Origin of the sequence: Streptomyces chilikensis, from assembly GCF_001642695.1 — a bacterium.
In the GTDB taxonomy this organism is placed as follows: Bacteria; Actinomycetota; Actinomycetes; order Streptomycetales; family Streptomycetaceae; genus Streptomyces; species Streptomyces chilikensis.
Window position 1 is genome coordinate 1 of record NZ_LWCC02000043.1, and the last position, 9,599, is coordinate 9,599.

At 75.7% G+C, this 9,599-nt stretch carries 9 protein-coding genes; 4 read left to right on the forward strand and 5 right to left on the reverse strand.

What is annotated here, in order from left to right; genetic code table 11:
- Both A2U95_RS21540 and kbpA read right to left on the reverse strand, forming a co-directional pair.
- Window positions 1-1,056: serine/threonine-protein kinase (locus A2U95_RS21540; RefSeq protein WP_240957521.1), on the reverse strand; the 1,056-nt coding region annotated here is incomplete at its 3' end.
- A gap of 239 nt (window positions 1,057-1,295) precedes the next feature.
- A complete protein-coding gene (gene kbpA, locus A2U95_RS21545) occupies window positions 1,296-2,018 on the reverse strand; it encodes an AfsK-binding protein KbpA (protein ID WP_338104479.1) in 723 nt (240 codons plus the stop codon).
- Window positions 2,019-2,139: 121 nt separating this feature from the next.
- Here kbpA and A2U95_RS21550 point away from each other — a divergent pair, with 121 nt between their 5' ends.
- Both A2U95_RS21550 and A2U95_RS21555 read left to right on the forward strand, forming a co-directional pair.
- Window positions 2,140-2,790 (forward strand): TetR family transcriptional regulator, encoded by a 651-nt coding sequence (locus A2U95_RS21550; protein ID WP_166025813.1) that lies wholly within the window; start codon window positions 2,140-2,142, stop codon window positions 2,788-2,790.
- Window positions 2,791-3,028: 238 nt separating this feature from the next.
- Window positions 3,029-4,231 (forward strand): flavin-containing monooxygenase, encoded by a 1,203-nt coding sequence (locus tag A2U95_RS21555; RefSeq protein ID WP_166025815.1) that lies wholly within the window; start codon window positions 3,029-3,031, stop codon window positions 4,229-4,231.
- 40 nt (window positions 4,232-4,271) lie between these two features.
- On the opposite strand, the gene A2U95_RS21560 is transcribed toward A2U95_RS21555, so the two are convergent.
- The gene (locus tag A2U95_RS21560) at window positions 4,272-5,639 is read right to left on the reverse strand and encodes an MFS transporter (RefSeq protein ID WP_166025817.1); all 1,368 of its coding nucleotides are present in this window, start codon (window positions 5,637-5,639) and stop codon (window positions 4,272-4,274) included.
- Between the two features lie 87 nt (window positions 5,640-5,726).
- Here A2U95_RS21560 and A2U95_RS21565 point away from each other — a divergent pair, with 87 nt between their 5' ends.
- Window positions 5,727-6,752 (forward strand): GlxA family transcriptional regulator, encoded by a 1,026-nt coding sequence (locus tag A2U95_RS21565; protein WP_166025819.1) that lies wholly within the window; start codon window positions 5,727-5,729, stop codon window positions 6,750-6,752.
- A gap of 357 nt (window positions 6,753-7,109) precedes the next feature.
- Here the strand turns inward: A2U95_RS21565 and A2U95_RS21570 are convergent, their stop codons facing one another.
- Together A2U95_RS21570 and A2U95_RS21575 are read right to left on the reverse strand one after the other, a co-directional pair.
- Window positions 7,110-7,601 (reverse strand): ATP-binding protein, encoded by a 492-nt coding sequence (locus A2U95_RS21570; RefSeq protein ID WP_166025825.1) that lies wholly within the window; start codon window positions 7,599-7,601, stop codon window positions 7,110-7,112.
- Between the two features lie 489 nt (window positions 7,602-8,090).
- On the reverse strand, window positions 8,091-8,465 hold the full coding sequence (locus A2U95_RS21575; RefSeq protein WP_166025821.1) for an STAS domain-containing protein: 375 nt from the start codon (window positions 8,463-8,465) through the stop codon (window positions 8,091-8,093).
- A 361-nt stretch (window positions 8,466-8,826) separates the two neighbouring features.
- On the opposite strand from A2U95_RS21575, the gene A2U95_RS21580 reads away from it, so the two are divergent.
- Window positions 8,827-9,453 carry a sigma factor gene (locus A2U95_RS21580; protein ID WP_240957523.1) on the forward strand — a complete coding sequence of 209 codons (627 nt, stop codon included), beginning with the start codon at window positions 8,827-8,829 and terminating at the stop codon, window positions 9,451-9,453.
- Window positions 9,454-9,599 lie beyond the last annotated feature (146 nt).

The window sequence follows — 9,599 nt, forward strand, 5'->3', positions numbered from 1 at the left end:
GGGCCCGTGCGCGGGCCCGTGCCCCGTCCCGTGCGCGGGCCCGGGGGCGTGCCCGTGCGCGGGCCCGGGGGCGTGCTGCGGCGGCACCGGCGGCAGGGGCGGGGGCGGCGGGTCGTGCGGAGGACGCGGCGGCACCGGGGCGGGGCCCATGATGGTGCGGCCGCCGTTGCGGCGCTGCTCGATGAGGTGGACGGCCCGCTCAGGCAGCCACGCGGAGGCGGTGCCGCTGTCGTCGGAGCCCGCCCCGAACAGGTGCGGGGCGAGCTGGGCCTGGAGGTCGGCCGGGCTGGGTCGGGTGGGGGCGTCCATCTTCATGCAGGCGTCGATCAACGGCCGCAGCTCGTCCGGCAGCCCCTCCAGGTCGGGCTCCTCGCGCAGCAGCATGAAGACCGTCTCCACCGGGTTGGCGCCGTGGAACGGCGGATGCCCGGTGGCGGCGAAGACCAGGGTGGAGCCCAGGGAGAAGACGTCGCTGGCCCCGGTGACGCTCCGGGAGTCCTTGGCCTGCTCCGGGGACATGTAGGCGGGCGTGCCGACCGCCACGTTGGTCATGGTCAGCCGGGTGGAGGAGACGCCGGAGGCGATGCCGAAGTCGATGACCCGCGGGCCGTCCTCGACCACCAGGACGTTGGAGGGCTTGAGGTCGCGGTGGACCAGGCCCGCGCCGTGGATCGACTGCAGCGCCTCGGCGACGCCGGCGGCCAGCCAGCGGACCGCCTGCACGGGCAGCGGGCCGCACTCGTTCACGATCTCCTCGAGCGACGGCGCGGGCACGTAGGCGGTGGCCAGCCACGGCACCGCGGCGCGCGGGTCGGCGTCGACCACGGCGGCCGTGTAGAAGCCGGAGACGGCGCGCGCCGCCTCCACCTCACGCGTGAAGCGGACGCGGAACAGCTGGTCCTCGGCGAGCTCCGTCCGGACGGTCTTGATCGCCACGCGCCGCCCGGAGGCGGAACGCGCGAGATAGACCAGGCCCATGCCTCCGGCTCCCAGCCGCCCGAGCACCTCGAACGGACCGATCCGGCGCGGATCGGTCTGTGTCAGCTGATCCACCACTTGCCTGCCACCTCCCCGTGAGAGCCGCGTCGCCCTCATGTGTACGCGACCCCGTGCAGCGTCTCACCACCGCACCGCCGTGGCGGCACGCACCCCGATTCTTCCCTGCCCGAGCGCCACCGCGCGAACCCGGGGGCGAACCGGGCGCCGCCCGCCCCCCGGGTACCGCGCGCGACGGCCGGGGTGCGGACCCCCGCGGCCCGCCGCGGACCCCGGGAGCCCCGGCCTCCGGCGGTCCGTCAGCCCTCCAGCAGGGCGAACGAGGCGTTCTGATTGTCCGTCACCACGGCGACCGCACCCCGGTCGGTCCGGAACGGCTGTGCCTGTACCCGCCCGCCCAGGCGGTACACGGCGCCGAGCGCGCCCTCCAGGTCGTTCACCGAGAAGTGCACCAGAAAGTGCGACGGCATGACTTCCGGAAAAACGCCCTCCAGGGGGGCGATGCCGGTCCGGGACCCGCCGAACAGCCCGTCCCAGAACGGCCGGGCGGCCTCCGGGTCGCGGGTGTGGAGCACCGCCCGGGCGAACCCTCCGAGGGCCGGGCGCCGCCCGCCGAAGCCGTCGTGCAGGGCCGGCTCCCAGAGGCCGAAGACCGCGCCCTCCGGACCCATCGCCAGCGCCTGCCGCCCGAGCCTGCCCATCGGCGCGGGCTCGGCGATCACCTGTCCGCCCCCGGCGGCGATCCGCCGGGCCAGGGCCGTCGCGTCCGGGGTGGCCAGGTACACCGTCCACACCGTCGGCATCCGCCCGTCCCGTTTGGGCAGCAGGGCGGCCACCGGGTCGCCCTCCCGGTGCGCCCACGCCGCGCCGGGAGGTCCCCCTTCCACCCCCCGCGGTCCGACCGCGTCGAAACTCCACCCGAACAGTTCCCCGTAGAAACGCTTGCCCGCCTCCACGTCGGGAAGCGAGGCGTCCACCCAGCAGGGAACGCCCTCGGCGGCATCGCCGCCCTCCGTATTCACGGATGCCCCATTTTCGGCCATGGCGCCAAGTTAGCGGCACGGGAACGGGCGCGTGGTGCACCCGCACCCCATTTGCAGTCTGCCGAATAGCGCGCGAATCCCCCGTCGATAAGCTGACGACATGACAGGACACGTACGCACGGTCGACGGCCGCGTGGCTGGTCGGCGAGGGCAGGCGACGCGGCAGAAACTGCTGGACTGCCTCGGAGAAATGCTCGGTTCCGCCCCCTACCGCGACGTGAAGGTGATCGACGTCGCCCGTAGGGCCGGCACCTCCCCGGCGACCTTCTACCAGTACTTCCCGGACGTCGAGAGCGCCGTCCTGGAGATCGCCGAGGACCTGGCCGCGGGCGGCGCGGGCCTGGGCGGCCTGCTGGAGGGCCGGTCCTGGACGGGGCGCGCCGGCTGGCAGACGGCCCAGGAGCTGGTGGACGGGTTCATGGACTTCTGGCGGGCCAACGACGCGATCCTGCGGGTCGTCGACCTGGCCGCCGCCGAAGGGGACAAACGGTTCTCCAAGCTCCGGCTGCGCATCCTGGGCACCCTCCACAAGGGGCTGACGGAGGCCGTCGGCGGACTGCGCTCCAAGGGGAAGGTCGACCAGGACGTGAACCCCGCCGCGACGTCCGCCGCGCTGATCGCCATGCTCTCCGCGGCGGCCTCGCACCAGAAGGGCGGCCACACGGGCTGGGGCTACAAGGCCGCCGAGCTCCGCCCGAGCCTGGCGCAGCTGGTCCACCTCGGCGTCACCGGAAAGAGGCCGGGCAAGTAACGGGCGGGGCGCTCCCGACCGGTTTCCCCGGCGGGTCCCCCGCGGGTTTCCCCCGGGTCCGCGTCCTGTCATCCGGACCGCCGCGGGGCCGGTGCCGCGTTCCGGCCGATTTCCGTCACCCGCCTCCCCAGGGCTCCTCCCGCCGTCCACAATTCACCCTTGAGCGTGACCGATTCGGAATCAATTCCGGTCTTGACCGAGACCCATCAAGTGATTTCCCGAATAAAATCTCGGCATCATGCTCGAAAAGCCCGTTCCTCAGGACTCCCGGCCCCACGCCCGGCACCCCGTGTACGTCGTCGGCGGCGGGCCCGGGGGACTGGCCGCGGCGCAGGCCCTGCGGGCGCGCGGGATCCGCGCCGTGGTGCTGGAGAGGTCGCCCCGGGTGGGTGACTCCTGGCGCCGCCACTACGACCGGCTGCGCCTGCACACCACCCGCAAGCGGTCCTCGCTGCCCGGCCTGCCGATGCCGCGCTCCTTCGGCCGGTGGCCGGCCCGCGACGACATGGTGCGCTACCTGGAGGGGTACGCCGAGCACCACGGGCTGGAGGTCGTCACCGGCGTCGAGGTGTCCCGGCTGGAGCGAGCCGCCGGCCCATCGGGCTCCGACGGCTCCGACGGCTCCGACGGCTCCTGGGTGCTGCACGCGACCGGCGGGCGCCGGCTCACCGGCAGCGCGGTGGTGGTGGCCACCGGCTACAACCACACCCCGCGCGTCCCCGACTGGCCGGGGCTCGACGGCTTCACGGGCGAGCTGCTGCACGCCTGCGCCTACCGCTCCGGCGCCGCCTTCGCCGGGCGCGACGTGCTGGTCGTGGGCGTCGGCAACACCGGGGCGGAGCTCGCCGTCGACCTGGTGGAGAACGGCGCGGCGCGGGTCCGGCTCGCGGTGCGGACGGTGCCGCACATCGTGCGCCGCTCCACGGCGGGGTGGCCGGCCCAGAACACCGCGATCCTGGTCCGCCGGCTGCCGGTGCGGCTGGTGGACCGGCTGGCCCGCGCCATGGCCCGGGTGAGCCTGCCCGACCTGTCGGCGCACGGGCTGCCGCGGCCGGACACCGGCCTGTACTCGCGGGTGCGCGAAGGGGCGATCCCGGTGCAGGACGCCGGCCTGGTCGACGCGGTGCGCCGGGGCCGGGTGGAGGTGGTCGCCGCGGTGGACGGCTTCGACGGCGCGGAGGTCCTGCTGGCCGACGGCTCCCGGATCACCCCCGAGGCGGTCGTCGCGGCCACCGGCTACGTCCGCGGCCTGGAGGGCCTGGTGGGCCACCTCGGCGTCCTCGACGACCGGGGCCTGCCCACCGTCCACGGCCCCCGCTCCCCGCGGAACGCGCCCGGCCTCTTCTTCACCGGCTTCACGACCCCGATCAGCGGCACCCTGCGCGAACTGGCCCGGGACGCCGAGCGTCTGGCGAGGGCGATCGCCCGCGCGGCGGCGTAGGGCCCGCCCGCGCGGGCGGCGCGGGGCCGTACCGGCCGCCCTACCCGGCGAGCGGCGCGGCCCGCCCCGGGAGGGGCGTCGCGCGGCGGCGGATGACCAGGACCATCAGGGCCGCTCCCGCGCACAGGGCGCCGGAGGCGTACCAGACGACGTCGTAGGTGCCGAAGACGTCGCGGGCCAGGCCGCCCAGGAAGGCGACGGCGGCCGCGCCCGCCTGGTGGGAGGCGAGGACCCAGCCGAAGACGACCGGCCCGTCCTCTCCGAAGTGCTCCCGGCACAGGGCGATCGTCGGGGGCACGGTCGCCACCCAGTCCAGCCCGTAGAAGACGATGAAGAAGATCATCGGGGGGTGGACCGCGGGCGCCAGCAGCATCGGCAGGAAGAGCAGCGACAGGCCGCGCAGCGCGTAGTACACGGCGAGCAGCCGCCGGGAGTCGAAGCGGTCGGTGAGCCAGCCGGAGGCGATCGTGCCGACCACGTCGAAGACGCCGATGACGGCCAGCAGCGAGGCCGCCGCGGTGACCGGCATGTGGTGGTCGTGGGCGGCGGGCACGAAGTGGGTCTGCACGAGCCCGTTGGTGGAGGCCCCGCAGATGGCGAAGGAGCCGGCGAGCAGCCAGAAGGGGCCGCTGCGCGCCGCCCGGGCCAGTACGGTCAGCGCGCGCCGGGCCACCCCCGGGGCCGGGGCGGGCGGCGGCGTCACCTCCTGGGCGCCGTAGGGCGGAAGGCCCACGTCGGAGGGGTGGTCGCGCATCAGCAGCCAGGCGAACGGCACCACGGCGAGCGCGGCCAGCGCCACCGTGACGGCGGCCGGACGCCAGCCGTGGCCGACGACCAGCCAGGACAGCAGCGGCAGGAACACGAGCTGCCCCGAGGCGGCCGCCGCGGTGAGGACCCCGGAGACCAGGCCGCGGCGCTCGGCGAACCACCGGATGGTGACGGTGGCGGCGAACCCGGTGGCCAGCGCGCCGGTGCCCAGGCCCACCAGCACGCCCCACAGCAGCAGGAGCTGCCAGGCCTCGCGCATCAGGACGCCCGCGCCGACGCCCACGGCTATCAGGGTGAGCGCGCCGGTCACCACCCGGCGGATGCCGAAACGGTCCATCAGCGTGGCGGAGAACGGCGCGATCAGCCCGTTGAGCACCAGGTTGACGGAGACGGCCGCGCCGATGGTGCCGCGCGACCAGCCGAAGTCGTCGATCAGCGGGTCGGTCACCAGCCCCGGCAGGGTGCGGAAGGCCGCGGCGCCGATGATGGTCACGAAGGCCACGGCCACCACCAGCCAGGCGCGGTGCGGCATCCGCCGCCCGGTCCGCGGCCGCGGTCCGGGGCGGTCGCCGGTACCGGGCGCGGGCGGGGCGGCGGTTGCCGGGGCGGGGGCGGGCGAGGCGGGGCGCGTCTGTGTCACCGGGACAGCATCCGCCCTCCGGCACCGCGGGACGAGTGGCCGGAGGGACGCTGTTCGACAGGATCGGGCCACGGCTATCCTCCGGACATGGCGGCGGAGCGCGCGGACGAGGCGGAACGGGCGGAGCCGGACCGGCGGCCGGGGCGGCGGCACCGGGTCGCGGTGCTGGTCATGGACGGGCTGATCCCCTTCGAGCTGGGCATACCGCACCGCGTCTTCGGCCGGGCGCGCGGCGCGGACGGGCGGCGCCTGTACGAGGTGACGACCTGCTCGGCGGGCCCGCCGGGCGAGGTGCGGACCGACGCCGACTTCGCGGTCCGGGTGGAGCACGGCCCGGAGGCGCTGGCCCGTGCCGACACCGTGGTGGTGCCGGCGACGCACGAGCGGAGCGTGGTCCACGAGAAGGGCGTGCTGACCGGGGAACTCGCGGCGGCGTTCGCCCGCATCCGGCCTGGGACCCGGCTGGTGTCGATCTGCACCGGCGGCTACGTGCTGGGCGCGGCGGGCGTCCTCGACGGACGGCCGGCCACCACCCACTGGGCGCACGCCGAGCACTTCCAGCGGCTCTTCCCCGAGGTGCGGGTCGACCCCGACGTGCTCTTCGTCGACGACGGCGACGTGCTGACCTCCGCGGGGGTGGCGGCGGGGATCGACCTCTGCCTGCACCTGGTGCGGCGCGACCACGGGGCGGCGGTGGCCGCGGAGGTCGCACGGGTGACGGTGGTGCCGCCGCACCGGGACGGAGGGCAGGCCCAGTACGTGCGGCGGCCGGTGCCGGAACCGCGGGCGGCGGGGACGGCGCGGGCGCGGGCCTGGGCGCTGGAGCGGCTGCACGAGCCGCTGCTGCTGCGGGACCTGGCGGAGCAGGAGGCGCTGTCGGTGCGGACCTTCACGCGGAGGTTCCGCGAGGAGACCGGCCTGAGTCCCGGGGAATGGCTCACCCGGCAGCGGGTGGAGCGGGCGCGGCACCTGCTGGAGACCACCGGGCTGTCGGTGGAGCGGATCGCCCGCGACGCGGGGTTCGGCAGCGCGCAGTCGCTGCGGCAGCACGCGCGGGCCGTACTGGGCGTCTCCCCCACGGCCTACCGCCGCGCCTTCCGCGAGGCGCGCTGACCTTCGTCCACACCCTGTGGGCGACTTCGGTCCACACCCCGTGGGTGACCTCGGTCCCCGCCCGCCGGGCGGAGCGGCCACCGGCCGGATCCCCGCGGCGGCCACGGGCGGCCCGCGTCACGGACCCGGCGACGTCGCCGGCTCGGGAAGCCCGCGCGGGTGGCGGTTCCGGGTGCGGCCGACCCGGACGGCGGCCGGGGCGGGAGCGCGCGGGCACGGCGCGCCGTGGACCCGTGGACCGGGCGTGGACCGCCGCACGGGCGGCGACGCCGACGGCGGCGTGCACGACCGGAGCGGGGGGAGCAGAGGCGGGGGAGCAGGAGCGGGGAGTGCCTGCACCTGCGGGAGGGGAGGGGCTCAGACGGCCTCGTAGGCCAGTCCTCCGCACGCGGCGATCCCCGTGCCGTAGGCGACGGCGGCCGTCGTCACGCCCACCGCGACCTGCGCCCCGCGGTCCAGCTCGCACCAGATCCGCTTGCCGGCGCCCTCCCGCGTCCAGCCCCACCGGTCGGCGAGGCCGTCCACCAGGGCCAGCCCGCGGCCGCCCGTCTCGTCCTCCTCCGAGCACCGCGGCACCGGCGCCCGGCAGTCCGCGTCGGCGACCTCCAGGCGGACCGGCGGCATCGCGCCGACCGGGGCCTCACCCGCGTCCTCGGCCGGCAGCACCAGCCGCAGCACCGCGGGACACCCCGTGTGCACCACCGCGTTGGTCACCAGCTCGGACACGAGCAGGATCACCGTCTCGGCCAGCGACTCGTCCGCGTCCATCCCGGACCCCGCGAGCCGCGACCGGGCCCATCTCCGGGCTCTCCCCACTTCCGCGGGGTCGGGCCGGATCTCCAACTGCACTTGAAGCACCTGCACCGCTCACACCATCCGAACCGGCGGACACGACACGGAGTCACGGACTGTGACTCCCTTGTTGCACAGCATGGTTGACACTGAGTCACCCCAACAAGCGCTTCGGGCATATTCCAGCGCGAAGGAGTACCCGTGCGGCATACTGTGCGACGACCGCCGCCCCGCGGGACACCCTCGCACTAGGGCCGTTGGGCCCTGGCAACTCTGGCATTTCACCCAAGGTACCCGAGGGCGGGCGAACCCCGGGCGGGCGGCGGACCCGGCGCCCGCGCCTCCGCGTCAACTCTCCGTGACCGCACGGCGGCCACGGTGCGTGACGTGCGCTTCGTGACCACGCACGGGTGAACACCGGTCACGGGACCGCGGTCAACTGGTCCGCACGCCGGGCGTGTTGCCCCGTCGTCCCCGGCACCATCCTGCGGCGCGCTCCGACCGGCGCCGGTCCGGCACCGGCGCCGGTCCGGCACCGGCACCGGCCTAGGCCGACATCGGGCGGACGTCGTCGTCCAGCGCCGCCTCGGCGTCCGGGAAGACCTCGAAGAGCCGCCGCACCCCGAGCGCGCCCAGTACCCGGTTGACGTGCGAGCCGTCCTCCGCGCCCGCGGCCGGGAGCACCAGCCGCAGCCTGCCGCCGCAGGACCGCAGCAGCCGCCGGGTGGCGATCAGCACGCCGACGCCGCTGGAGTCGCAGAAGAAGACGTCCGAGAGATCGACGACCACACTGCGGTGCCCGGCCGCCACCGCGTCGTGCACCCGTCGGCGCAGTTCCGGCGAGGTCACCAGGTCCATCTCGCCGCACACCCGGAGCACGACCCATTCGCCGTGCCCGGTGCCGGTCACCGTGAACGCCACATCATGCCCCTAACTCGCCGGAGGCGGTCTCGTGGCAGCGCCCCTGCCCCCGCCACGCCTCCATGAAACCCAGGGCCCCACCGGGAAAACCAGACATCGACCGGCCACATCCGGGCTCATTCGATCAGAAGTTCCCATGCATCGGTCGGTTGTGCGCAGTGTCGGGGGACAAGGCGCACACCTCCTGCCGCCGGGTCTCCGGCCGCGCGACCCTTACCACGTGGGACCGCTCCCGTGGCGCGCGTTTGCCGTAAAGAGCCGTGCGCGGCACGGGGTGCCGACTACATTCGGCAGGAGGGGCGTTCCGCGGGAGGCGGGACGGAAGCGAACGGGACGCGGGGGCGACGGGAGGGGAGGGACGGTGGCGGTCACCACGGACGGACCGGTCCGCGCGGAGCGGAAGCTGCAGCAGCGACTGGAACGCGGAGAGGCCGCGGCCCTCGGCGAGCTCTACGACCGGTACGCCTCACTCGTCCACGGCCTGGCCAACCGGGTCCTCGAGGACGAGCGGGCCGCCGACGCGGTGACCCGCGAGGTCTTCGGACAGGTCTGGGAGAACCCCTCCGCCTACGACCACCGGCAGGGCCCGATGCGGACCTGGCTCTCCGAGCTGACCCGCACCGTCGCGGTGCGGCGGCTGCACGCGGCCGGGACGGCGGAACTGCGGCGCAGGGGCGCCGACCCGGAGGACCCCGAGGCCGTCGGAGCCGTCGAGGAACTGGAGGCCAGGGTCCGCGAGGCGGCCGTCGCCGCCCGCGCCGACTACATCGTGACCGCCATGCCCGCCTCGCTGCGGGCCGCGCTCACCCTCGCCTACCACCACCGGCGGGACTACCGGCGGGCCGCCGCCGACCTCGGCGTCACCGAGGAGGAGGCCCGCCGCCGGATCCGCCTCGGCCTGCAGCTGCTCGCCACCGCCCGCACGGCCCCGACGCCGGTCCCCACCGCGGACCCCGCGCCGGCCACGGACCCGGGAGGCGCGGTATGAACCGGCTCCCCGACCCGTCCTCCGGGGACCTCCCGGAAGAAGCCCGGCCCGGCGGCGGCGACCCCGGACGCCGCCCGGCCGGCGGCACGCGCCCCAACCGGCCCCACGCGGGCCGCCGGTCCGGCCCGGGCCCCGACGACCGCCCG